Source organism: Streptomyces syringium (assembly GCF_017876625.1).
Lineage (GTDB): Bacteria > Actinomycetota > Actinomycetes > Streptomycetales > Streptomycetaceae > Streptomyces > Streptomyces syringius.
Genome location: NZ_JAGIOH010000001.1, coordinates 4,334,141 through 4,358,042 on the forward strand (window position 1 = coordinate 4,334,141; position 23,902 = coordinate 4,358,042).

The 23,902-nt window shown below is 68.7% G+C and carries 18 protein-coding genes and 2 rRNA genes; 11 read left to right on the forward strand and 9 right to left on the reverse strand.

Annotated features, from left to right (window positions below):
* Positions 1-257: 257 nt before the first annotated feature.
* A 23S ribosomal RNA gene (locus JO379_RS19330) occupies positions 258-3,381 on the forward strand.
* Between the two features lie 73 nt (positions 3,382-3,454).
* A 5S ribosomal RNA gene (gene rrf / locus JO379_RS19335) occupies positions 3,455-3,571 on the forward strand.
* Between the two features lie 73 nt (positions 3,572-3,644).
* On the opposite strand, the gene JO379_RS19340 is transcribed toward rrf, so the two are convergent.
* Complete coding sequence (locus tag JO379_RS19340) at positions 3,645-4,679, reverse strand: hydroxyacid dehydrogenase (protein ID WP_245381495.1); 1,035 nt, start codon at positions 4,677-4,679, stop codon at positions 3,645-3,647.
* Between the two features lie 123 nt (positions 4,680-4,802).
* On the opposite strand from JO379_RS19340, the gene JO379_RS19345 reads away from it, so the two are divergent.
* The 4 genes from JO379_RS19345 (at position 4,803) to JO379_RS19360 (ending at position 8,573) form a co-directional block, all read left to right on the forward strand.
* A complete protein-coding gene (locus tag JO379_RS19345) occupies positions 4,803-5,360 on the forward strand; it encodes a GNAT family N-acetyltransferase (RefSeq protein ID WP_130878241.1) in 558 nt (185 codons plus the stop codon).
* Positions 5,354-6,541, forward strand: coding sequence for a sensor histidine kinase (locus tag JO379_RS19350; RefSeq protein WP_209516048.1), 1,188 nt, complete (start codon positions 5,354-5,356; stop codon positions 6,539-6,541). Before JO379_RS19345 ends, JO379_RS19350 begins: the two co-directional genes overlap by 7 nt.
* Positions 6,538-7,206, forward strand: coding sequence for a response regulator (locus JO379_RS19355; protein ID WP_209516050.1), 669 nt, complete (start codon positions 6,538-6,540; stop codon positions 7,204-7,206). The genes JO379_RS19350 and JO379_RS19355 overlap by 4 nt, the downstream gene beginning before the upstream one ends.
* A 155-nt stretch (positions 7,207-7,361) precedes the next feature.
* Complete coding sequence (locus tag JO379_RS19360) at positions 7,362-8,573, forward strand: serine hydrolase domain-containing protein (protein WP_209516053.1); 1,212 nt, start codon at positions 7,362-7,364, stop codon at positions 8,571-8,573.
* Here JO379_RS19360 and JO379_RS19365 read toward each other — a convergent pair.
* The 6 genes from JO379_RS19365 to JO379_RS19390 all read right to left on the reverse strand — a co-directional run bounded on the left by JO379_RS19365 (position 8,548) and on the right by JO379_RS19390 (position 15,909).
* Positions 8,548-10,077, reverse strand: coding sequence for a type IV secretory system conjugative DNA transfer family protein (locus JO379_RS19365; RefSeq protein ID WP_209516056.1), 1,530 nt, complete (start codon positions 10,075-10,077; stop codon positions 8,548-8,550). The genes JO379_RS19360 and JO379_RS19365 overlap by 26 nt on opposite strands.
* A 22-nt stretch (positions 10,078-10,099) precedes the next feature.
* The gene (locus JO379_RS19370; protein ID WP_130878237.1) at positions 10,100-11,515 is read right to left on the reverse strand and encodes an ATP-binding protein; all 1,416 of its coding nucleotides are present in this window, start codon (positions 11,513-11,515) and stop codon (positions 10,100-10,102) included.
* A gap of 10 nt (positions 11,516-11,525) precedes the next feature.
* Positions 11,526-13,079 carry an SCO6880 family protein gene (locus JO379_RS19375; protein WP_209518754.1) on the reverse strand — a complete coding sequence of 518 codons (1,554 nt, stop codon included), beginning with the start codon at positions 13,077-13,079 and terminating at the stop codon, positions 11,526-11,528.
* Between the two features lie 2 nt (positions 13,080-13,081).
* Positions 13,082-14,467 carry a hypothetical protein gene (locus JO379_RS19380; protein ID WP_209516059.1) on the reverse strand — a complete coding sequence of 462 codons (1,386 nt, stop codon included), beginning with the start codon at positions 14,465-14,467 and terminating at the stop codon, positions 13,082-13,084.
* Positions 14,457-15,359 carry a DUF8175 domain-containg protein gene (locus tag JO379_RS19385; protein ID WP_209516062.1) on the reverse strand — a complete coding sequence of 301 codons (903 nt, stop codon included), beginning with the start codon at positions 15,357-15,359 and terminating at the stop codon, positions 14,457-14,459. The genes JO379_RS19380 and JO379_RS19385 overlap by 11 nt, the downstream gene beginning before the upstream one ends.
* Positions 15,360-15,597: 238 nt before the next feature.
* Positions 15,598-15,909, reverse strand: a complete 312-nt coding sequence (locus JO379_RS19390) for a DUF8827 family protein (RefSeq protein WP_130878234.1) — start codon at positions 15,907-15,909, stop codon at positions 15,598-15,600.
* A gap of 410 nt (positions 15,910-16,319) precedes the next feature.
* Here JO379_RS19390 and JO379_RS19395 point away from each other — a divergent pair, with 410 nt between their 5' ends.
* The 4 genes from JO379_RS19395 to JO379_RS19410 all read left to right on the forward strand — a co-directional run bounded on the left by JO379_RS19395 (position 16,320) and on the right by JO379_RS19410 (position 20,808).
* Complete coding sequence (locus JO379_RS19395; RefSeq protein WP_209516065.1) at positions 16,320-17,720, forward strand: serine/threonine-protein kinase; 1,401 nt, start codon at positions 16,320-16,322, stop codon at positions 17,718-17,720.
* A 345-nt stretch (positions 17,721-18,065) separates the two neighbouring features.
* Positions 18,066-18,698 (forward strand): hypothetical protein, encoded by a 633-nt coding sequence (locus JO379_RS19400; protein ID WP_209516068.1) that lies wholly within the window; start codon positions 18,066-18,068, stop codon positions 18,696-18,698.
* 172 nt (positions 18,699-18,870) lie between these two features.
* A complete protein-coding gene (locus JO379_RS19405; RefSeq protein WP_278046319.1) occupies positions 18,871-19,878 on the forward strand; it encodes a C40 family peptidase in 1,008 nt (335 codons plus the stop codon).
* 219 nt (positions 19,879-20,097) lie between these two features.
* On the forward strand, positions 20,098-20,808 hold the full coding sequence (locus JO379_RS19410; RefSeq protein ID WP_130878231.1) for a phosphatase PAP2 family protein: 711 nt from the start codon (positions 20,098-20,100) through the stop codon (positions 20,806-20,808).
* Positions 20,809-20,848: 40 nt separating this feature from the next.
* Here the strand turns inward: JO379_RS19410 and JO379_RS19415 are convergent, their stop codons facing one another.
* Both JO379_RS19415 and JO379_RS19420 read right to left on the reverse strand, forming a co-directional pair.
* Positions 20,849-22,423 carry an FAD-binding oxidoreductase gene (locus JO379_RS19415; RefSeq protein WP_209516071.1) on the reverse strand — a complete coding sequence of 525 codons (1,575 nt, stop codon included), beginning with the start codon at positions 22,421-22,423 and terminating at the stop codon, positions 20,849-20,851.
* A gap of 140 nt (positions 22,424-22,563) precedes the next feature.
* The gene (locus JO379_RS19420; protein ID WP_130878229.1) at positions 22,564-22,773 is read right to left on the reverse strand and encodes a hypothetical protein; all 210 of its coding nucleotides are present in this window, start codon (positions 22,771-22,773) and stop codon (positions 22,564-22,566) included.
* A gap of 89 nt (positions 22,774-22,862) precedes the next feature.
* Here JO379_RS19420 and JO379_RS19425 point away from each other — a divergent pair, with 89 nt between their 5' ends.
* The gene (locus JO379_RS19425; RefSeq protein WP_130878228.1) at positions 22,863-23,846 is read left to right on the forward strand and encodes a hypothetical protein; all 984 of its coding nucleotides are present in this window, start codon (positions 22,863-22,865) and stop codon (positions 23,844-23,846) included.
* Positions 23,847-23,902 lie beyond the last annotated feature (56 nt).

Here is a 23,902-nt window from a genome sequence, read left to right on the forward strand (position 1 = left end):
CAGACAAACGTTCTGCACGGTTGCTCATGGGTGGAACGTTGACTATTCGGCACGATCGGTTTGGTTCACTAGTACTGCTTCGGCGTGGAACGTGATACTGGATGGGTCGGGTCGGGCACGCTGTTGGGTATCTGAGGGTACGGAACGTAAGTTTCGAGCCTTCGCGATGCCGGCCCCAGTGAACTCGACACTTTGGTGTTGGGGTGGTGGGTGGCTGGTCGTTGCTTGAGAACTGCACAGTGGACGCGAGCATCTGTGGCCAAGTTTTTAAGGGCGCACGGTGGATGCCTTGGCACCAGGAACCGATGAAGGACGTGGGAGGCCACGATAGGCCCCGGGGAGCTGTCAACCGAGCTTTGATCCGGGGGTGTCCGAATGGGGAAACCCGGCAGTCGTCATGGGCTGTCACCCGCTGCTGAACACATAGGCAGTGTGGAGGGAACGCGGGGAAGTGAAACATCTCAGTACCCGCAGGAAGAGAAAACAACCGTGATTCCGGGAGTAGTGGCGAGCGAAACCGGATGAGGCCAAACCGTATGCGTGTGATACCCGGCAGGGGTTGCGTGTGCGGGGTTGTGGGAGTTCTCTTGATCAGTCTGCCGGCTGGTCGGCGAGTCAGAAACCGTACAGGTAGGCGAAGGACATGCGAAAGGTCCGGCGTAGAGGGTAAGACCCCCGTAGCTGAAATCTGTACGGCTCGCTTGAGAACCACCCAAGTAGCACGGGGCCCGAGAAATCCCGTGTGAATCTGGCGGGACCACCCGTTAAGCCTAAATATTCCCTGGTGACCGATAGCGGATAGTACCGTGAGGGAATGGTGAAAAGTACCGCGGGAGCGGAGTGAAATAGTACCTGAAACCGTGTGCCTACAAGCCGTGGGAGCGTCGCTGTATGTGCTTGCACATGCAGTCGTGACTGCGTGCCTTTTGAAGAATGAGCCTGCGAGTTTGCGGTGTGTTGCGAGGTTAACCCGTGTGGGGAAGCCGTAGCGAAAGCGAGTCCGAATAGGGCGATTGAGTAGCGCGCCCAAGACCCGAAGCGGAGTGATCTAGCCATGGGCAGGTTGAAGCGGAGGTAAGACTTCGTGGAGGACCGAACCCACCAGGGTTGAAAACCTGGGGGATGACCTGTGGTTAGGGGTGAAAGGCCAATCAAACTCCGTGATAGCTGGTTCTCCCCGAAATGCATTTAGGTGCAGCGTCGTGTGTTTCTTGCCGGAGGTAGAGCACTGGATAGGCGATGGGCCCTACCGGGTTACTGACCTTAGCCAAACTCCGAATGCCGGTAAGTGAGAGCGCGGCAGTGAGACTGTGGGGGATAAGCTCCATGGTCGAGAGGGAAACAGCCCAGAGCATCGACTAAGGCCCCTAAGCGTACGCTAAGTGGGAAAGGATGTGGAGTCGCAGAGACAACCAGGAGGTTGGCTTAGAAGCAGCCACCCTTGAAAGAGTGCGTAATAGCTCACTGGTCAAGTGATTCCGCGCCGACAATGTAGCGGGGCTCAAGCGTACCGCCGAAGTCGTGTCATTCACACAATAGGTCCAACGGCCGTGTGGATGGGTAGGGGAGCGTCGTGTGCCGGGTGAAGCAGCCGCGGAAGCGAGTTGTGGACGGTTCACGAGTGAGAATGCAGGCATGAGTAGCGATACACACGTGGGAAACGTGTGCGCCGATTGACTAAGGGTTCCTGGGTCAAGCTGATCTGCCCAGGGTAAGTCGGGACCTAAGGCGAGGCCGACAGGCGTAGTCGATGGACAACCGGTTGATATTCCGGTACCCGCTTTGAAACGCCCAATATCGAATCAGACGATGCTAAGCCCGTGAAGCCGTCCTGGATCCTTCGGGTGAAGGGAAGTGGTGGAGCCGGTGACCCGGATCTGTAGTAGGTAAGCGATGGGGTGACGCAGGAAGGTAGTCCAGCCCGGGCGGTGGTAGTCCCGGGGTAAGGGTGTAGGCCGTGTGATAGGCAAATCCGTCACACATTAAGGCTGAGACCTGATGCCGAGCCGATTGTGGTGAAGTGGATGATCCTATGCTGTCGAGAAAAGCCTCTAGCGAGTTTCATGGCGGCCCGTACCCTAAACCGACTCAGGTGGTCAGGTAGAGAATACCGAGGCGTTCGGGTGAACTATGGTTAAGGAACTCGGCAAAATGCCCCCGTAACTTCGGGAGAAGGGGGGCCATGTCCGGTGATGGAACTTGCTTCCTGAGCTGGGTGTGGCCGCAGAGACCAGCGAGAAGCGACTGTTTACTAAAAACACAGGTCCGTGCGAAGCCGTAAGGCGATGTATACGGACTGACGCCTGCCCGGTGCTGGAACGTTAAGGGGACCGGTTAGCTCTGTTTCGACAGGGCGAAGCTGAGAACTTAAGCGCCAGTAAACGGCGGTGGTAACTATAACCATCCTAAGGTAGCGAAATTCCTTGTCGGGTAAGTTCCGACCTGCACGAATGGCGTAACGACTTCTCGACTGTCTCAACCATAGGCCCGGTGAAATTGCACTACGAGTAAAGATGCTCGTTTCGCGCAGCAGGACGGAAAGACCCCGGGACCTTTACTATAGCTTGATATTGGTGTTCGGTTCGGCTTGTGTAGGATAGGTGGGAGACTGTGAAGCATGCACGCCAGTGTGTGTGGAGTCGTCGTTGAAATACCACTCTGGTCGTGCTGGATGTCTAACCTGGGTCCGTGATCCGGATCAGGGACAGTGTCTGGTGGGTAGTTTAACTGGGGCGGTTGCCTCCTAAAGAGTAACGGAGGCGCCCAAAGGTTCCCTCAGCCTGGTTGGCAATCAGGTGTTGAGTGTAAGTGCACAAGGGAGCTTGACTGTGAGACCGACGGGTCGAGCAGGGACGAAAGTCGGGACTAGTGATCCGGCGGTGGCTTGTGGAAGCGCCGTCGCTCAACGGATAAAAGGTACCCCGGGGATAACAGGCTGATCTTCCCCAAGAGTCCATATCGACGGGATGGTTTGGCACCTCGATGTCGGCTCGTCGCATCCTGGGGCTGGAGTCGGTCCCAAGGGTTGGGCTGTTCGCCCATTAAAGCGGTACGCGAGCTGGGTTTAGAACGTCGTGAGACAGTTCGGTCCCTATCCGCTGTGCGCGTAGGAATATTGAGAAGGGCTGTCCCTAGTACGAGAGGACCGGGACGGACGAACCTCTGGTGTGCCAGTTGTCCTGCCAAGGGCATGGCTGGTTGGCTACGTTCGGGAGGGATAACCGCTGAAAGCATCTAAGCGGGAAGCCTGCTTCGAGATGAGTATTCCCACCCCCTTTGAGGGGTTAAGGCTCCCAGTAGACGACTGGGTTGATAGGCCAGGTGTGGAAGACCGGTAACGGTTGGAGCTGACTGGTACTAATAGGCCGAGGGCTTGTCCTCAGTTGCTCGCGTCCACTGTGTAGGTTCTGAAGTAACGACCGTGTTGTGTTCCGGTTGGTTAATTTCATAGAGTTTCGGTGGTCATTGCGTTAGGGAAACGCCCGGTTACATTCCGAACCCGGAAGCTAAGCCTTTCAGCGCCGATGGTACTGCATGGGGGACCGTGTGGGAGAGTAGGACGCCGCCGAACAATTTTTGAGAGTAGCCCCTGTGGGAGCCATTTGGTTCCTGCGGGGGCTATTCTGCGTTTCCGGCCGAATTCGTCAGGCCAGCCGGCCCAGGTCCTCTTTAAGTACCCGGCCGCGCAGCGGTTCCCCCCGCACCAACCGTCCGATTTCCTCGACGGCGTACGCCCCGAGACGGCGGACCTCGCTGCCCTGTGCTCCCGCGATATGCGGGGTGAGCAGGACATTCGGCAGCTTGCGCAGCGGGTGCCCCTCGGGGAGTGGCTCCGGGTCGGTGACGTCGAGAATGGCGTCCAAGCGACCCGAGAGACATTCCCGGGTGAGGGCCTCCGTATCGACGAGAGCCCCCCGTGCCGTATTGACGACAGTGCCGCCGTCCGGGATGAGCGCGAGACGCTCCGCGCTCAGCAGTCGATGCGTTTCCGGCAGCAGCGGCGCATGGACCGTCACGATGGAACTGGCACGGCACAGATCGTCCACCCCCGCCATCTCGACGCCCAGTCCGGCCGCTTCCTCAGCGGTCACATACGGGTCGTACAGCAGGATGCGGAATTCCGCGTCCGAGGCGCGCAGCCGTGTGAGGACCCGGCGGCCGATACGGGAGGCACCGATCACCCCGACCGTGCGGCCGTCAGCACCTTCACGGTCGAGAAACGCCGGCTTGGGGCCCGTGGCGTACGCGGCGGCTGCGGGAATCGCCTTCTTCGCGGCGAAGACAACGGCGGCGCACGTGTAGTCCGCCACGGGGCCGGCGTTCGCCTCGGCGGCCGAGGAAACGACGATGCCCCGATTCCAGACCACGGAGCTGACCAGCTCCCTGACGGACCCCGCGGCATGGACCACCGCACGCAGTCGAGGCGCGGACGCCAGCACGTCCTCGGTGAGTGGCGGGGTCCCCCAACCGGTGATCAGCACATCGGCGTCGGCCAGAGCCGTACGTTCCTCCGGTGCGGTGAGATCGCCCGTCAGTACCCCGGGCGTCAGCCTCGCCATGGTGCCGAGCCCGGCGCGAAGGTCCGCGGGCAAAGACGCCGCGGCCTCGTCCGCTCCCATGGCGACGACGACGGTCGGCCGTGCCGGGAACGGCGATGGATTCCCTGGACGATCGTTCATGGCAGACAACCCCGCCTTTCCTTCCGGACGGACGCTAGAACCGGCCTTCCGGCACGTCAACGCGTACACCGATTCGGGCGGAAGTTCGTTGACCGTGTCGTTCGTACGGGCGAACATCGGCGGATGGAGCACCTCATCAGAACCGTACGGGCCGGTGAATGGGCGAAGGTCAAGGAACTGCGGCTGGCCGCGCTCGCCGACCCCGTCGCCCCGATCGCCTTCCTCGACACCTACGACCGCGCAGTCGCCCAGCCCGACGCGTACTGGAAGGACCGTACGGACACCGCGGCCCAGGGAAAGTCCGTGTGCGGCTTTGTCGCCGAGGGCCCGGACGGCGAGTGGGCGGGGACGGTGACGGTCCTGGTCGAACTTCCCGGAGAGGACGGCGTTTTCGGCGGCGGCGCCACCGTGCCGCAGACCCACATCGTCGGTGTCTTCGTGCGGCCCGAACACCGCGGCACCGGCCTCACGCAGGCGCTCTTCGGTGCCGCGCTCGACTGGTCGTGGGCGCTGTCCGAGCCCCGGGCGGAGCGTGTGCGGCTGTACGTGCACGAGGCGAACGCCCGCGCCCAGGCGCTCTACCGCAAGCTGGGCTTCGAGCGGACCGGTGTGGTCGTCCTCATGCCCGGCGATTCCTCGGCGAAAGAGTACGAGCTGGCCATGGCTCGTCCGGCGTGCTGAGACGCGCTCTGGGCGGTCGGCTGAGCAGGGCCAGCCCCTGGGCCGTCGACGCTGTGATCACTGTCGTCGTCCAGGCGGCGGTGACGATCCCCTTCATCGTGCCGCGCCCGGCGGACCTGCCGCCCGCCACGTGGGCCATGTACGGGCTGACGTCGCTCCAGGTGCTGCCGCTGCTGTGGCGCACCCGGGCGCCGCTCACGTCGCTGCTGGCCATCACCGTGGCGGGCTTCGGATATCTGATCGTGGACGGGCCCGGCCAGCCGTTGCCCTACAGTCCGATCGTCGCGATCTTCACGGTCGCTGCCCAGGCCGGGCTGTGGCAGCGGCGGGCCACGATCGTCCTGGGACTGCCGTTGATCGCTCTCGGCGTGGCCCTGCGGGACAACACGGCCCGCGAGCACCTCTTTTCCATGTTCCTGTTCAGCATGGTGTACGCGCTCGGAGTGCTGGCGCGTACCCGGCAGGCCTACACCCGGGCGGTGGAGGCGCGCGCGGCCGAACTGGAACGGGCGCGAGTGGTGGAGGCCGAGCGGGCGGCCGAGCGGGAACGCGCCAGGATCGCGCGGGAGATGCACGACATCCTGTCCCACGCGGTGAGCCTGATGATCGTTCAGGCGGAGGCCGGGCCCCTGGTCGTACGGTCCGACCCCGACCGCGCGGAGGCGGCCTTCGACGCGATCTCGGGAGCAGGGAGGGACGCCATGGCGCAGCTGCGCCGGATGCTCGGGGTGCTGAAGGACGACCCGGATGCCGGGCGCAGCCCACAGCCGACGCTGGCGGGGCTCGGCGCGCTCGTGGAGGAGGTGCGGCGGACGGGGCTGGAGGTGAGCCTGTCGGTATCGGGCGAGCCTCAGGAGGCCGCGGCCGATGTGCAGGTGACGGTGTACCGGGTGGTGCAGGAGGCGCTGACCAATGTCCTCAAGCACGCCGATGCCCGGTCCGTGACCGTGCGCCTGGCGTGGGAGGTCGCAACCCTCTCCGTAACGGTGGAGAACGATGGTGCGCGTGGGGCGGTGCCGCGCCCCTGCGCGGGGAGCGGGCGCGGGCTGATCGGTATCCGCGAGCGGGCCGCCGCACACGGCGGAACGACTGTCTCCGGGCCCGGACCGCACGGGGTGGGGTTCCGCGTTGCCGTACGGCTGCCGCTCGTGATCTCCTCCGGTGCGGAGGTGGGCAAGTGACGATCCGTGTGGTGGTGGCCGACGACCAGGAACTGGTGCGCAGCGGTTTCGCGATGATCCTGCAGGCGCAGCCGGACATCGAGGTGGTCGCCGAGGCCGGCGACGGGGCGGAGGCGGTCGAGGCCGTGCGGCGGCACGCCCCCGATGTGGTGCTGCTCGACATCCGGATGCCGCGCGTGGACGGCATCGAGGCCGCGCGGACGGTCTGTGCGGAGTCGGACTGCAAGGTCGTCATGCTCACGACCTTCGATCAGGACGATTACGTGTACGAGGCGTTGCACGCGGGCGCGAGCGGGTTCCTGCTCAAGGACGTACGCCGTGACGATCTCGTGCACGCGGTGCGGGTGGTCGTGGCCGGTGACTCGCTGCTGGCCCCGTCGGTCGCCCGTCGGCTGGTCGCCGACTTCACGCGGCGGGCGGTGGCGGACCCGGTGCCGGCCGCCGGTCCGTCGGAGGAGCTGGGGGCGCTCACGACGCGGGAGCGGGAGACGCTCGTCCTGCTGGGGCGGGGGCTGTCGAACGCGGAGATCGCGGCCGAGTTGGTGGTGAGCGAGCACACGGTGAAGACGCATGTGAGCAATGTGCTGTCGAAGCTGGGACTGCGGGACCGGATCCAGGCGGTCATCTGCGCGTACGAGACGGGGTTGATCGCCCGCGGTGGCTGAGGGCGGGGCGGAGTCTTCTCCCTCGCGCGGGGGAGGGCGCGGGGGTGCGAGACCGCTCGCGTCGGCGATTCGCGGGGGCGCGCCGATCTCCAGGATGGGTGGGACGCGTCCGATGCGTCACCTGTCGTCTGTCGATCACCTGGGGAAGTCTCACCATGCGCCGTAAGGGAATTGCCGTCCTCGCGACCGCGGTCGCCGCCATGAGCGTCACCGTCACGATCCCGCCCGCTCTCGCGTCCTCGTCCTCCCCGGCCCCGTCGGCCCCGTCGGCCCCGTCGGCCGCGGCGGTCGCCGAGCGGGTGCCGTCGAACGCCGAGGCGATGCGTCGGGCGATAGCCGGGCTGCCGTCGGCGGACGCCACTGCCGCCCAGGTCCGGCTGGGTGGCGCGGACGGCCGGTGGCTGGGCACGTCGGGGGAGGCCGACATCCGTACGCGCCGGGCGCCGAAGGGCGACGAGCGTTTCCGGGCAGGGAGTATCACCAAGACGTTCACGGCCGCGGTCGTGCTTCAGCTGGTGCACGAGGGCAAGGTGAGACTGGACGGAACCGTTCAGCACTACCTGCCCGGCCTGCTGCCCGCCCACTACCCGGAGATCCGGGTCAGCCAGTTGCTGAACTACACCAGCGGTCTGCCGAGCGCCGACTTCCCGGCCGACTTCGCCTGGCAGTACGCGCACCGCTTCACGACGTGGGACCACAAGGAGCTGGTCAGCAGGGCCGTCAGCAGGCCCATGGAGTTCGCGCCGGGCACGAAGCAGCACTACTCCAACATCGGTTACAACGTGCTGGGCCTCATCGTCGAGAAGGTGACCGGCCGGTCCTACGAGCGTGAGGTACGGGACCGGGTGATCATCCCGGCCGGCCTCAAGGACACGTACAGCGCCGGAAACGACCCCAGGATCCAGGGGCGGCACACGCGCGGGTACCAGGCGGTGAAGGCGAAGGACGGTTCGTCGCGGTTGGTCGACGTGTCCGAGTGGAACCAGTCCATCACCTGGGCCTCCGGTGATCTGATCACCACCACGGCGGACCTCGAGCGGTTCTCGTCGGCCCTCTTCCGGGGCCGCGTGGTGCCGAAGCCCGAGCTGAAGCTGATGTTCACCGTCCCCGACGTCCCCGCCTACAACCCCGGCGGGGACCCGGCCGAGGACAGGAAGGCCACGTACACCAGCGGTCTGACGCGCGTCGAGGTCGGCAGGACCGTCGTCTACGGCAAGACGGGCGGACGGTACGGGTATCTGAGCGGGTTCGGCGCCACCCCCGACCGCTCCCGCACGCTCGTCTACTCGGTCAATGCCACGGACGCGAAGAGCGAGACCCCGAGCCCCGTCGTCGGCAGGATCATCGAAGCGGGTTTCGGCCGGTAGGGCGGGTGTGTGCGGGCTGGCCGACGAGGGGGCGGTGGGGCCAGCGGGCACGGGCCTGTTCCTCGGAGCGCATCAGCGCGAGGGTGGGCAGGCCGTACCGCTCGCCGTCCGCGAGGAGGTCCGGCAGGGCCGGGAGGGGCGCGACGGCGGCCACGTCGTCCAGCACCAGCGTCAGTGGTGGGTCGAGCCGACCGGAAGATGACCGTTCGGCCATGCCCCGGCCGCGCTCGACCACGTTTGCGACGAGTGCGGTCAGTAGCGGCATCGCACCCGGGCGGGTGCGAGGATCCTCAATCGCCTCACCCACCACGTACAGCGTTCCCCCCTCGGCGATGAATGATTCCCACGCGAGCGAATCGGCTCGATTGGGGTTACAGGCGTCGCGCATGTGAATGGAGGACAGCGCCTCCAGGGCACGGGCCGTCAGTTCCTGGGCCATGTCGCGTCGTTCGGGGTGGCCGGTCAGCGCCGACTCCAGCTCGCCCGCCGTGCCGCCGACCGCTTTGGTGTTCGTACGCAGGATCCGCACGGGCTCGTGCGCCGAGGCGCCCTGGGCCCAGCGGTGCACCTGGCGGAAGGGGCGCCCGTCCACGGCGGCAGCGTGCAGCCAGCAGCGCAGCAGCGTTTCCGCGGTGTCGGCGGTGGCCGAGTCGAGCGCGCTCATGGGCCGTACGGGCGCGAGGAGCGCGGCGGCGCGGGCGGCGGCGGTGTCGCGGGCCTCGCAGCCCGTGGTGGGGTTCCAGCGCAGGCGGGCTGGGGTGTCGAGGAGATGGCCCGGGTCGAAGACATGGACGGGTCCGAGCTTGGCGCGGGAGTCCTTGGTGTCCGCCCACAGGCCGGGGTCGCTGGTGGTGACGAGCGCGGGCCCGGCGGCCTCCAGGAGGACGCGGGCCGCGCTGTCCCGCCGGTCGGCGCCGTAGTGGACGCGCTGAGGGGCGGGGGAGCGCGGGGTGGCTACCCCTGTTGTGGCGTGTTCCATGGCCACGGCCACGGCCGGGGTGGGGGGAGCCGCAGCGGGAGCCGAAACGGTGGAGGCGGCGGGAATTGCTGACGGGGCGGGCGCGGGACCCGGTGGGGCCGTATCCGTAGCCGTGCTCGTGGCCGTAGCCATGTCCGTAGCCGGGCGGTCCTGCTCCCTGCGCTGTGCCCGGACCGCGCGCCAGCGGGCGAGCGTGCCGAGGACGAAGACGGTGAGGACGATGAGGACCAGGAGCTGGCTGACCAGGATGCCCCAGAAGAGCCCGTAGCCCGGGAGGGTGTCCGGTGGGGTGTCGGGCCAGGCGGCGGGCAGGTCCTGTGGCCGGCTCAGCAGGTGCCGTAGAGCCAGAGGGGTCCGCAGGAACGTCACGCCTTCCGGCCAGGCGCCGTGGGTGAAGAGGGCCGCGAGACCCGTCGCCGACCACACCAGCCCGGCCAGCCCCAGCAGAAACGCGAGGACACCGACCAGCAGGCCATCCGGAATTCCGCCTTCGGGAAGCCTGCCGTCCGGTCGTCCGCCGCGCATGGGTCTCGCCCCGCCTGTCACGTCAGGCCACCGTCGGCTCGGAGGAACCGTAGGCCTCGTCGGCGAGGTGCGCCTCCATCGCCGCGGCGGCCCGCTTCGCGGCCGCCGCCTCCGCCGCCAGCTCGCGGGCCACGTCCCCGTCCTCGGTCATGGCGCGGTCGGTGTAGACCAGCGGCCGCTCGGCCTCCGTGATGAGGTGCTTGACGACTTGGACGTTGCCGTTGACGTCCCAGACGGCGATGCCGGGGGTGAGGGTCGGGATGATCTCGACAGCCCACCGGGGCAGGCCGAGGACCAGCCCCGTGGCCCGCGCCTCGTCGGACTTCTGCGCGTAGATCGTCCGGGTGGAGGCCATCTTGAGGATCGCGGCGGCCTCCCGGGCCGCCGCGCCGTCGACCACGTCGGACAGGTGATGGACCACCGCCACGAACGACAGGCCGAGCCGGCGCCCGAACTTCAGCAGCCGCTGGAACAGCTGGGCCACGAACGGCGAATTGATGATGTGCCAGGCCTCTTCCACCAGGAAGATCCGCTTCTTGCGGTCCGGGCGGATCCAGGTGTGTTCGAGCCAGACCCCGACGATGGCCATCAGGATGGGCATCGCGATGGAGTTGCGGTCGATGTGGGAGAGGTCGAAGACGATCAAGGGGGAGTCGAGGTCGATCCCGGCCGACGTCGGCCCGTCGAACATGCCCCGCAGGTCACCGTCGACCAATCGGTCCAGCACCAGCGCGACGTCCAGGCCCCAGGCCCGTACATCGTCTATGTCGACGTTCATCGACTCCGCGGACTCGGCCTCCGGGTGGCGCAGCTGCTCGACGATGTCGGTCAGCACCGGCTGCCGGTCGAGAATCGTCTCGTTGACGTACGCGTGCGCGACCTTGAGCGCGAAGCCCGCCCGCTCGTCCAGGCCGCGCCCCATCGCGACCTCGATGATCGTGCGCAGCAGGGCGAGCTGCCCGGTCGTCGTGATCGACGGGTCGAGCGGGTTGAGCCGGATGCCGCCGTTCATGGCGGCGGTCGGGTCGAGCCGGATGGGGGTTATCCCCAGCTGCTGCGCGATGAGGTTCCACTCGCCGACCCCGTCCTCGCCCTGGGCGTCCAGGACGACGACCTGGCGGTCGCGGAAGCGCAGCTGGCGCAGGACGTAGGTCTTCTCCAGCGCCGACTTGCCGTTGCCCGACTCGCCGAGGACGAGCCAGTGCGGGGCCGGCAGCTGCTGCCCGTAGAGCTGGAACGGGTCGTAGATGTAGCCCTTGCCGGAGTACACCTCGCGTCCGATGATCACGCCCGAGTCGCCGAGGCCGGGCGCGGCGGTGGGGAGGTAGACGGCCTGCGCCTGGCCGGTGGAGGTCCGTACGGGCAGCCGGGTGGTCTCCACCTTCCCGAAGACGAAGCTGGTGAAGGCATCGGTCACTGCGGCGAGCGGGTCGAGCACGGCACTGCCCCTATCGTCGAATGCCGGTCGCGAACGGCAGTGTGTTGACGAAGGCCCGGTGGTGCTCGCGGTCGCACCACTCCAGTTTCAGGTAGCTCTTGCCGGCCGAGGCTCTTATGGTCCGCTTGTCGCGCGCCAGCGCCTTTGGGGAGCGCGAGGACACGGTGATGTACCCGACGAGGTTCACCCCGGCCGCGCCACTGGCCAGGTCCTCGCCGCGCTGGTCGACGCGGGAGTGGTGGGCGACGTCGCGCGGGTCGACGACCCGGTTCATCTTGGCGGCGCGGGAGGCGTCCGCGTCGTCGTTGGTCTTCTCGGTCAGCATGCGCTCGATGGCCACGTCGGTGGGCTCGAGGTCCATGCAGACAGCGACCGTGCGGATCACGTCGGGGGTGTGGACGAGCAGCGGGGCGAGGAAGTTGACGCCGACGGGCGTCATCGGCCATTCCTTCACCCACGCGGTGGAGTGGCACCAGGGCTCGCGGGTGCTGGACTCGCGGGTCTTGGCCTGGAGGTACGTCGGCTCCATCGCGTCCAGCTCGGCCGGCCAGGCGTTCCGCTTCGTCATCGCCTGGAGGTGGTCGATCGGGTGGTCCGGGTCGTACATGGAGTGCACGAGCGAGGCCAGCCGGCCCTGCCCGAGCGGCTGCCGGACCCGGATGTCGGCCTCGGCGAGCCGCGCGCAGATGTCGGTCAGCTCACGCGCCATGACGACGGCCAGCCCGGCGTCCCGGTCCAGCCTCCGCTTGCCGGCCTCGTGACGCGAGGCGCGGGCGATGGCCTGCGCCTCGGCGGCCAGCTCGCGGGTGTAGTGCATACAGGCGACGAGATATGCCCGGTGCTGCTCGGACGAGGTCGAGACCATCGACTGGAGCTGCTCGTAGGACTCCTTGAGCCACGCGGGCGCCTTCTCGTCACCGCGCCGCTCGACGTCCTTGGCGTGCGCGTCGGGGTCGGCGGGGAGCGTACGGGCCAGCATCTGGATGCGGGTGACGTACCCGTCGCCGTTGGCGACGTGCTTGAGCAGCGTCCCGAACCGGTCGACCAGCGCCTCCTGGTCCTCCGAGTCGCGCAGACCGACGCCCGGTCCCTCGATCTCGATCGCGGCGGTGACGGTACGACGGTCGGCGTGCAGCAGGACGGCGATCTCGTCGGGCCCGAAGGGCGCGGCCAGCCAGTTGATCCGCCCGATGCCCGGCGGCGGCCCGACCTCGACCTCCCGCCCGTCCAGGCGGGTGCCGGCCTCGACGACGGAGGAGCGGTAGGTGGTGCCGCGCCGGAGCGTCCTTTTATACGAGCGATTGATTTCAAACCACTTGTAGAACGTGCGGTGCTTGTACGGCACGTACACGGCGGCCAGCGCGAGCACGGGGAACCCGGCGAGGGTGAGGATCCGCAGCGGCAGGTTCGGCACCAGGAGCCCGCACATCATGCCGAGGAACGCGCCCGCGATGATCAGCGCGATCTCGCCGGTCTCCCGGTTCTTGCCGACGACCGCGTTGGGACGCGCACGGCCGATCAGATACGTACGGCGGGCCGCGACCGGCTGGGACTGGGCCTGGATCGTCAACTCCGCTCACCTCCTCGGGTATTGCTGCGGTTCTGTGCGCGGGACGCCGAGGAGCCGGGGGAGCCGCCCGGGCCGGAGTGCCCGGAGAAGCCTCCGCCGCCCGTGCCGCCGCCGTTGCGGTCGGCGGGCCGGGAACTGTGGGCGGCGACCCCGCCCGACACGGCACTGGCGGGCCGGGCCTGCTGCCCGCCACCGCCATCGGAACCGCGGGCGCTGTGCGTGTTGATGCCCTGCTTGACGAGCGCGGCGGGCGAGGAGATCACGGCGGCGGCCTGGCGGGACGCCGCGTCCTTGCTGGCACTGCGGGTGCTGACGATCTCGTCGCCGAAGCCGGGAACGAACCGGTAGATCATCGCACTGGCGAAAATGGCAAGAATGATGATGGCGAGGCCGGACACGACCGCCGAGAACGCGTTCGGCCCCTTGTCGGCCGACAGCGCTCCGGCGAGCCCGAGGACGACCACGATGATCGGTTTGATCAGGATCACCGCGATCATGATCCCCGCCCAGCGCCGGACGTGCCCCCACATGTTCTTGTCGACCAGCCCCGCGTAGACGGCGGTGCCGAGCAGGGCCCCCACGTAGAGCAGAGCGGCCCGGATCACCAGCTCCAGCCACAGCACGCCTGCGGCGAGCACGGAAACGAGCGACACGACGATCAGCATGATCGGCCCGCCGCCGATGCCGTCACCCTTCTTGAGGGCGTCCGCGAATCCGCCGAAGAAGGCATCGTTGTTCGAATTCGTACCGGAGGCGATGGCTTCGGTGACGGCGTCGGTGGCCGAGACGACCGTATAGAGGATCAACGGCGTGAACGCGGACGCCAGCACGGTCAGCCAGAGGAACCCCACGGCCTCGGTGAACGCCTCCGTGAACGGCACCCCCCGCACGGCCCGCTTGGCGACGGCCAGCAGCCACAGGACGAGGGTGAGGACGGTCGAGGCGGCGAAGACGACGGCGTACTGGTGGAGGAAAGTGGAATTGGTGAAGTCGACGGTGCCGGTGGCTTTGACGGCTTCGGAGAGCTTGCCGACGATCCAGGCGGCGGCGTCGGCACAACCTTTGGAGAGGGAAGCCAGGGGGTCCAGGGCGGTTTGGGGGTCGTTGGGGGACGGTGCGGAGGCGCCCTTGTCGTCCTTGCCCTTGCAGTAGTCCTTGGCCAGCCCGACGATGAGATCGCAGGGGTCGTTGCCCTTGCTGGCACTCGGCGACGGCGACGGCGTCGGCGTCGGCGTCGGTGTGGCGCCCGACGCCGAGGGGTTGGGTGTGGGGGTAGGGGTAGGGGCCGCGGTGGCACGCGTGGCCAGCGAGAGGACGGCCACGTGGGCGTATGCGACGACCGCGGCTACGGACAGGGCGCGGTGACGGCGGTTACCTGGCATATGTGAACCCTCCGTACCCGCTGATCGCATTCGCGATCTCGTCGGCTCCTGATGCGCGGACGTCGCTGCTGACAGGTGCTGGGCCCTGCTTCTGGCTGGATGAGGAGACCTTCCAGTCGTTGTCCACCCAGCGGAGTTTCTCGGTGATGGTGAACCAGGTCTGGGCGACCGGCTTGGTGGAGCCTTCCCCGGCGAGGCCGACGAGGCCCGTGCACCAGACTTCGACGGTGGCCTCGTCGCCGCCGTACGAGGTGCTCTTCGTTCCGACGGGAACGGTGCGTGAGACAAAGGTCTGCCCCTTGGGGGCGGTGCCGTCCGGGTTGAGTCCCAGGTTCTTCAGGAAGCCTGCGGAGTAGGCCTTGTCCAGGTCCTCTTTGAGCGCGGGCGCGGCGTCCGCCGTGTGGGTGGCATCCACGATCTCCCGACGGGTATCCGCCTTGAACATCCCGTCACCACCCAGCGCCACCGCGAAATTCGCCGCGGCCGACTGCGCCCCCTGCTCCGAATGTGCGAACCCCGAAGCGATACCGCCGGTCTTCCCGGTCACGGGCCTCGTTCCGGACGCCGCCGTAGCCCCGCTGCTCGCCGCCTTGTCGGTGTTCGTGTCGGCGCCGTCGGACGACGAGTCGTCACCGCCCCTGTTGGCGAAGGCGATCGCGGCGAGGAGGAGGACCACGACCCCGACGACCGTCATCAGGTTCCGGCTGGACATCCCCGGTCTGCCGCCGCCCGGGCGGCCGCCGCGGCGGGGCTGGCCGTAGGGGCCGTACGCGTCGCCCTCGCCCTCCGGCAGCCGGGTGCGGGTCAGGTGGCGGTCGTCGTAGCCGCCGGGGTCACCGGCCGCGCGGCCCGAGTCGTGCCCGCCGCCGTAGCCGTCGTCGCCGAGGCTCATCGCGCGTCCGTCCCCTCATCCGTTTCATGCGTCGTCGCTGGCTTGCCGCCCGTATATGACGGTAGCGGTGTGAACGGTTTCAGGGGGGAGGACAAGGGGGTGTGAGGGGGCATCAGGTGGCAGCCTCGGTGCGGGGGGACTCGGGGACGAGAGGGTCTGCGCGGTTCGATGCGCGGTGGAACGGGTGACGGGTGGGGGCGGCTGGGGGGCGCGTGGGCGTCGGGCGTGACCGAACGGCTCAGACGGCCATGCCGTAGACGATCGTGAAGAGAGTGCCCAGCGAGCCGATGATGAACACGCCGGTGAGGCCGGCGACGATCAATCCCTTGCCCTGCTCCGCGCTGAAGGTGTCCCGCAGGGCCGTGGCGCCGATCCGCTGCTTCGCCGCGCCCCAGATCGCGATGGCGAGGCACAGGAGAATGGCCACGGCCATGATGACCTCGACCATCACTCGAGCTTCCGTGCCCAGGCTACCGAACGGCCCCCATTTCGGGGCGATTCCGCCAATGATGGTGTTGATGTCACCCTTGTCGCCGGCTGCCAAAAACATTTGTAACTCACCGCCCCTTATGGGTAGTTGCGTCGCCTCCGCCGCATGGCAAAGGTCAGGACCTATCTTCGCTGACGTTGCCGCTCAGCATGTCGACTTGGCGGCATTTTTTGCCGGAACCCGTATGCGCCGTCGGCGGTACCGCCCTGACCTGCGGCGCGGTCCGTTGTCAGTGGGGGGCCCTATGGTGACTCTGTGTATCACGCGTATGGACGCCGAGCAATGATTGGCGAGGGCGGGGGGCCCGAGGATGCTCAAACGACAATGTGTTCGGTCGGTACGCTGGGGCGGCCGTCCTCGCGTTCGCCGCACTTCGTGGCCGCCGGGCCGGTTCATCGCTTTCCTCGCGTTCATTGCACGCATCGCACTCGTCACCTGCTTCGGGTGCGTCGAAAACAAGGGTGGTACGGGTGCTGGTTGCCGATCGGTACCGGCTGGGGGATCTGCTCGGCCGTGGCGGGATGGGCGAAGTCTGGCGTGCACACGACGAGGTGCTGGGGCGTCAGGTCGCGGTGAAGCTGTTGCTGGGCGACGACGGCGACGAGTCGTCGGCGGCCCGGTTCCGGATGGAGGCCCAGACGGCGGCGCGCCTGAATCACCCTCAGGTCGTCGCGGTGTACGACTTCGGCGCCTGGGAGGGGCGCTTCTATCTGGTCATGGAGCTGGTCCAGGGGCCGAGCCTGGCGGACCTCTCCGCGCGGGGCGCGTTCGCCCCGGAGCGCGTCGCCGACATCGCCGCGCAGGCGGCCTCCGGGCTGGCCGCCGCCCACCGGCAGGGAGTGGTCCACCGGGACGTCAAGCCCGGAAACCTGATGCTGGACGCCGACGGCACCTTGAAGATCGGCGACTTCGGCATCGCCCGCTTCGTGGACGAGACCTCGGCCGCCCTGACCCGGGCGGGCCAGATCGTCGGAACGAGCACGTATCTCGCGCCGGAGCGGGCCCTGGGCCGGATGGCGGGCCCGGGTTCGGACGTCTACGCGCTGGGGTGCGTTCTCTACCAGCTGCTCGTCGGCCAGCCGCCGTTCTGGGCGGACAGCCCCACCGCACTGCTCTATCTGCACGTGGACGCGGAGCCCGTGCCACCGCGTCGGCACGGCGTCGACATGCCGTACGCCTTCGAGGCCTATCTGCTGCGCATGCTGGCCAAGGAGCCGGAGGACCGGCCCTCGGCGGAGGAAGCGGCGGACTGGTTCGCCGGCAATTCCTGGCGGGACGTCGCGCAGCCGATGCCGATGCCCGCACCGCCGACCGCGCCGATGCGTGCTCCGGAGCCGATGCGCGCGCCGGCGGCCGTTCCCGGGCCCGCGCCGACTGCGGCGTACGCGCCGGTGCACTCGTCGGCGCCGCCCGCGGCGGCTGCCGGCAGACGGCGGAACGGGGACGGCGGGAGCGGCAGGGGCGGGCGCAGCCCGAAGGTGCTGATCGGCGTGGTCGCCGGGGCGGCGGTCTTCGTGGTGGCCGCCTTGATCGGGTCGTCGGTGTTCGGCCCGTCGGACGGTGGCCAGGGGTCCCAGAAGCCCGAGGCGCAGCCCTCGGAGTCGGCCCAGCAGCAGCCGGGCGGTCCGGACCCGGGCCATACGCGCGACGCGCCGAACGTGGTCCCGGCGGAGGCGACCCCCGCGGCGCCCTCACCGGTGAAGCCGAAGGCACCGTCGAAGCAGGCCAAGCCCAAGAGGTCCGAGGACCCGAAGCCGAGTGCGACGGCAGGGACGCCCAAGGCGCAGTCCAGGACGGAGAAGCCGAAGCAGCAGTCGGGGCACGACGACCACGACATCGCCGAGGTCGGCGACGAGGGCGACGACGACTGAATCGCGGGACGGGCTGTGGCGGGCTCCGCTGCCTCCGCAGCCCGCCGGTCGGTCCCTTCGACGGAGGGTGCGGACCTGTCCCGCCCGGGGCCGGCGGTCACGGCGATCTCCGCGTCGCCTTGTCGCGTCGCCTTGTCGATGAGCGTCCCCGCCTTGTCGGCGCATATCTGGCGCACCTCGACAAACGAACACGTACGCGAATTCCTCGTCGAAATGTAGCCCGCCCGAGCGAATGCACGCGAAACGCCCGAGCGATACCCAAGCCTGGGGTGGGTGAATGCTCCCGTGTGCGATGGATTTCGGGCGGCCCATGTCCCGCCGCCCGTGAAGGGGGACGGGGGAGTGGTGGCAGGACGTATCTCCTCTCTGCGACTGGCCGCGGCTGTGGGCCTGCCGGTATCGGCGGTGGGGCTCGTGATCGGGGCCCGGTGGCTCAACGCCTATGGGGCCGGCGGGGTGATCGCGGGCGTGCTGGGCGTGCTGATGGTTCTCGCCGCGATGGCCATCTGGGTGTTCTCGCCCTCGCTGTCCGAGAGCGGGGTGGTGTTCTTCATGTCGGCCGTCACGCTCGCCATTGCCCTCGGCGGCGCGTACACAGGCGTCGACAAATGGGTGCTGCATTCGCGGGGGGTGCGGGCCCAGTGCGCGGTTCTCGACGTCGACAAGCGCGTGGAGAGGCACACGACGACCGATGCCCAGGGTTTCTCGAGCACGACCACCACGACGTCCTACGACCACCGCCTGGACTGTGCCGGCGGCCGGCCCCGGGCCATGACCACGAGCCGGCACATCGCGGACAAGGGAGAACGGCTCACCGTCGCCTACGACCCCGACGGGCGGGTGGGGCCGAGCCCGGGGGGTGAGGTCTCCGACGGTGGTACGGCCCGGTGGGTCTGCGGCATCGGCCTCGCCGTGACGATCGTCCTCCGCGTCGGGGACGTCCTCGTCCACCGGCGTCGCCGGGTCGGTTGGTATTAGCGCCGGCATCGGACCGCCGGGAGTGTGCCGGCGTGAGCCGGAGGCCGGGCGTGGACTTCCGGTCGCCTGCCGGGGAGTGACGGGGCGTCCGGTGCGCGAGTGCGCTGGTACGAAACCAGCCGGGCCGTATGAATGACGGATACGCGACGGGCCCGTGGGGGAGGATTGCGGGGTGCGGAAGCTCTGGGTGGGCGTGGGTGTCGGGATCGGGATGTCCCTGTGTTTCATCGGGCTGCTCGTCATCGGGGTGTACTCCGCCGCCTCGAACCTCATCGGAGGCGGGGGCAAGGGGGCGGTCGGGCTGGCCAAGGGGGCCGTGCCCGATCAGTACCAGGCCCTCGTGGCGAAGTGGGGCAATCTCTGCCCCGCCCTCAACCCCGCGATCCTCGCCGCGCAGCTCTACACCGAGAGCAACTGGAACCCCCGGGCCGTGAGTCCCGCGGACGCCCGCGGGATAGCGCAGTTCATCCCCGGAACGTGGGCCGCGCACGGGCTCGACGGGAACGGGGACGGAAAGCGGGACATCTGGGATCCGCAGGACGCGATCCCCTCGGCGGCCGCGTACGACTGCGACCTCGCCAAGTACGTCAAGAACGTCCCCGGCGACCTCACCGACAACATGCTCGCTTCGTACAACGCGGGTTCCTATGCCGTGATCAAGCACTCCGGGGTGCCGCCGTACAACGAGACCCAGGGCTATGTGAAGGCGATCCGCGATCTGTCGAAGAGCTTCGCGCGCCCCGTCGGGCGGGTGGCGCCCTCGCAGCGGGCGGCCGGGGCGATCTACTTCGCGCAGGAGAAGCTCGGAACGCCCTATCTCTGGGGCGGCAACGGCACGAAGGAGGACAACGGGCGCTTCGACTGCTCAGGGCTGACGAAGGCGGCCTACGAGTCGGTGGGGATCGAGCTGCCGCGCGTGGCGAACGACCAGTGGAACGCGGGAGCCCACCCCAAGCGGGACGAGCTGCTCCCCGGTGACCTGGTCTTCTTCGCGCACAACCTCCAGGATCCGCGCAGCATCCACCACGTGGGGCTGTATGTGGGCGGCGGATACATGATCAACGCGCCGTATACGGGGGCCGTGATCCGGTTCGACAAAATCGACACACCGGATTACATCGGTGCCACGAGAGTGACCGAAGACGGCGCCAAAGCGTTGCCTCGTACGAACAACGCATGAACGCCGCACCCTGAGCTGCGACGGCGGGTCACCCTTCGATAACGTCCTGGTGATCTTTGGGTTGAGGGTGGAACGCCTGGCCGGATCGAGGCGTTCCATGGGGAGTGGGGAAGCAGCGCCGGGGCTGGGCGCACGGACCACGGGGGTCGGCAGCTGGACGTGGAAACAGGCGACAGATAGGGGCCGTGGGACATGGCTGGACTCGTGATGGGGCACCCCATGCCAGAGGCCAGGGGTGGATCGAACCCCGACGTCAGCCTGCTCTACGACATCAACGGCATCGCCAAGGACGCGCCCAACTGGCTCGACCGGACGATGGAGTTCATCGGCGAGTTCGGCATCGTCCTGGGCCTCGGTGTGCTCATGCTCTTCGCCTGGTGGAGCGTCCGTAAGAGCGAGGACGCGCCCGCCGGGGTCGCCGCGCTGGTGTGGGCCCCGCTCGCCGCCGGGATCGCGCTGCTCGTGAACATCCCGATCCGAGGGTTCGTCAAAAGACCACGCCCGTTCGTGGATCACGGCGGTCTCGACGTACTGGTCAAGGGCAAGACCGACTTCTCCTTCGTCAGCGACCACGCCACGCTGACCATGGCGCTGGGCGTCGGCCTCTTCGTCGCCCACCGGAAGTACGGGCTTCTCGGGATCGGCCTCGCACTCCTCGAAGGCTTCTGCCGCGTCTACATGGGCGTGCACTACCCGACCGACGTCGTCGGCGGACTCGCCCTCGGCACGGCCGTCGCCCTGCTGCTCGCCCCGCTCGCGATGATGCTGCTCACGCCGCTGGCCAGGACGGTCGCCGGTTCGCGGGCCGGTTGGCTCGTGCGGTCGGCCAAGGCGCCCCGGCCCGTGATGACACGGGCCGGGAGCGGTGCCGGGGCCGACGCGGGATTCCCCGAGCACCCCCGGCACCGGGACAAGGACCTCGCGGCCTGAGGCCCTTTCCGGCGACTTGCTGCGGCTTACGGCAACGCCGTCACAGTGCCTGCGGGAAGGTGAAAAGCCTTCCCGCGTCGTACTTCCCCTTGATCTTCGTCAGCCGGTCCGCCGCGTCCCCGTAGTACGCCTTGCGCCAGTCCTTCAGGCTCGCGTCCGTGTAGTTCTGGTACGCGGCACCCGAGGCGAAGCGGCGCATCGCCGTGTGCGTGCCGTCCAGCCACGTGGTCTGCTTCGTGCCCGAGCCGCCCGCCGCCCACGAGGTCAGGTACTGCGCGAGGAAACGCGACCGACGGTGCACGAAGGCCGTCGACAGGGGCTCTACGCGGTTGACCGCGCCGCCCAGCGCCGTCAGCTGGATCGAACCGCCGCCGCTGCCACCGCTCTTGCCGAATCGTTCCGCCTGGTCGAGCAGCGCACGGATGCCAGCCGCCGGGAGCGAGCGGTCGTAGAAGTCGGAGCGGGCCGCGTACGTCTCCCGCTGGAGCGCACCGGAGGACTCCCGTCCGGGGGTCTTGCCCGGCAGGTGGCACTGCGTCTGGGTCTTGTCGCCGCAGCCCGCGTAGGCGCGCATCGAGTCGAGGTAGCCGCGGCGGCGCAGCCCGAGGCCCTTCTTCGGGGCGCTGCCCACCTTGCGCACCAGCTCGTCGAGGGCGTTCTCCAGATCGCCGTACGTGCCCAGGGAGTACGCGACGACGGAGACGCGGGGGGTGCCGCCCGCCGCCACGGCCAGGTCGCACGCGGACCAGATCTCGTCCGGCCGGGTCGGGCCCCACTCCTGCCAGGCGCGGATCACGTCGGCGGCCTTCGCCCAGGGCCAGGAGACGTAGCCGGTCACGCAGTCCGACGCCTTGCGGGTGCGGAAACGGAGCTCGGTCACGACGCCGAAGTTGCCGTTGCCCGCGCCGCGCAGCGCCCAGAAGAGATCCGTGTTGCGGGAGGAGTCGCACTCGACGGTCTTGCCGTCGGCCGTGACGAGGGTGGCGCCGGTGAGGCTGTCGCACGTCAGGCCGTAGGCCCGGGAGAGCACACCGTGGCCGCCGCCGAGGGTGAGGCCGGAGACGCCGACGGTGGGGCAGGAGCCGGCCGGGATGGTGGCGCCGTGCGCGGCGAGGCCGGTGTAGACGTCGATGAGCTTGGCGCCCGCGCCGATGACGGCGGTTGAGGCGGTGGGGGTGCGGACCGACTTCAGTCGGGAGACATCGATGACGAGGCGGTCCGTGCCGCTGGACCAACCCGCGTAGCTGTGCCCGCCGTTGCGTATGGAGACGGGTATGGAGTGGCGGCGGGCGAACGCGAGGCACTGCGTTATGTCGCCGTTTCCGGCGACATAGGCGACACCGGCGGGGCGCTGGCTGTCGAAGCGGGTGTTGTAGAGCTGGCGGGCGGCCGTGTAGTCGGCGTCACCGGGACGGACGATGCCGCCGGAGAGGCCCTTGCCGAGGGCGGTCCAGTCGGCCGGCTTGGCCTTGGAGGCGGCGGTCACCGAGGTGGACCGGCTCGCGTTGGTCATCCGGGCCGGGGTCGCCTGGGAGGTGTCGTCGGCGCACGACGCCCCCCATACGCCGGCCGCGGCCAGTCCCGTCCCCGTCGCCAACAGCTTGCGCCTGTTCATGGCCATGTCGCCTGCCCGCCCCTTGTCGCCCTGTACGTGCTTCGCGCGGTACGTGATGCGCGCTGTACCTGCTTGGACAGATGACGCACATGGGTGGGCGGTTCCCTGTAGGCGGCAGCTATTGGCCGGCTATCGGTCAGCTATTGGTCGCCCGTGGCCGCGAGGTGGCCGGCGCCGTCCTCGCGGGCGAGGGAGCGGGCACGGCGGGCGGGACCGGACCAGCCGCAGCTGCAGCGGGCCGTGCAGAACGACCCTCTCTCGGTCGTGCTGATGTGGTGCTCGGCGGGGTGCCGTGCCGCTCGCCGGGCGGGCGGCAGCGAGGACTGGTTCACGGGGGCTGCGTCGGACACGTGACCACGCTACCCGGCCGTGACGGTGACACCCGCGTAGTCGTTGAACGATCGGGGTCCACAGCGTTTTCGGTAGGGGGCTGGCGGTCATGGTGGTGCGAGGGCAAGGACGCAGGGGCGCGGTCGTCGCCACCGCGGTCGCGGGCGGCGTCGCCGTCGCCCTGCTGGTGTCCGGCTGCTCCCCGATGACCGCGGCCTACGAGCCACAGGGCGGCCGGGGCGGCCGGCCCCACTCCGCCCGGCCGGTCCACGGGACGGGCGCCGTGATCGACCCGGGCCGCGCGCTCGCCACCGTGCGCGGGGCCGCCGCCGCCCTGGCCAAGGAGGGCGGCGCGAAGGTCGTCACGTCCATGGAGACCGTCAGCGGCGGCACCCGGCTGACGATCCAGGGCTCGGGCGTCTACGACTTCGCCCGGCCCGTCGGCGAGTTGACGGTGCTGCTGCCCGAGGACGTGGCCGGGGCCGCCGAACACCGGCCGATCACCGAGGTCTTCACCCCCGGCGGGCTGTACATGAAGAACCGCGGCGCGGGGGTGCCCGCCGACAAGTGGGTGCGGCTGGACACGGCGGCCCTCCCCGACGGGAATCTCCTCACGAGCGGGGCCACCGACCCGCTCGCCGCGGCCGAATTGCTCGGAGGCGCGCGCGAGGTGACGTACATGCGGGACGAGCGGGTAGGCGGGGTGCGTGTGGGTCACTACTGGGGAACGATCGATCTCGGCCGCGCCGCGCGCGCGGCACCGGCTCGCGACCGGGGACCACTCGCTGCGGCGGCGAAAGGGTTCTCCAGCGGCACAGTGGCGTTCGATGTCCTCATCGACGAACAGGGCAGGCCGCGCGAGCTGCGCTACCGGTTCAGCGTCGAGGGCGGCAGCGGCGATACCGGCGGCGGGGCCACGACGGCCACGGCGATCGCCGCTGCCACGGCCACGGCGGTGCGGCCTTCGCCCGCCGCGACCCCGATGGTCGTCGTTTCGACCGTCCGGCTCTCCGCCTTCGGTACGGGGGTCAGGGTCGTACTGCCGGTGCCCGGCGATATCTATGCGGGGAAGGTCGGTTCGCCGCAGAAATAGTGCGGCAGGGCGTAGTTGGCCATGGAAATGGTCCATCTGTGCCATGCGCGGAGTGT